The sequence below is a fragment of the Neisseria sp. P0021.S006 genome (genome assembly GCF_051956895.1).
In genome coordinates, this window is record NZ_JBQCWZ010001040.1 from 1 (window position 1) to 519 (window position 519).

The following is a 519-nucleotide window of genomic DNA, read 5'->3' on the forward strand; positions in this document are numbered from 1 at the left end:
AGTTTATATTTTAGTTAAATTTGGTAAAGATTCTTTGGTTGGGAAATGGGTTGAGTCTTACTTTTTCCGAGAGGGAGAGAAAGGATAGCTTGAATATCCGTCAATAAAGAATTTTATCTATCAGTGTTTTATTTAAAAGGCCGTCTGAAAAATATTTTTCAGACGGCCTAAATATTTATGTTTTACAACAAAGGGCTCATTAGACGGACGGCATTTTCCACAAGGCCGCGGAGTTTGGAGCGTTGTTGCCATGATTTGATGGCAATGTAGCTGCTGCTTTTAAGGTAGCTGCGCTGTAGGTGGCAGATTTGTTTGGTGGTATCGCGATCGTAGATGGCGAGGCTGATTTCGAGGTTGAGGAAGAAGCTGCGCATGTCCATGTTGACCGTGCCGAAGAGGGAGTAGTCTTCGTCAATGGTCATGGTTTTGGCATGTAAGAGCCCACCTTCAAACATGGCAATTTTGACCCCGGCTTCCAGCAACATAGGGTAGTAGGCGCGTGAGGCGTAGCGTACCATC

The 519-nt window shown here is 44.3% G+C and carries 1 protein-coding gene; it reads right to left on the reverse strand.

Features of this window, described 5'->3' with window-relative positions:
- Positions 1-182 precede the first annotated feature (182 nt).
- A partial coding sequence (locus ACTHUM_RS18600) for a phospholipase D-like domain-containing protein (protein ID WP_440403768.1) occupies positions 183-519 on the reverse strand: 337 nt, incomplete at its 5' end.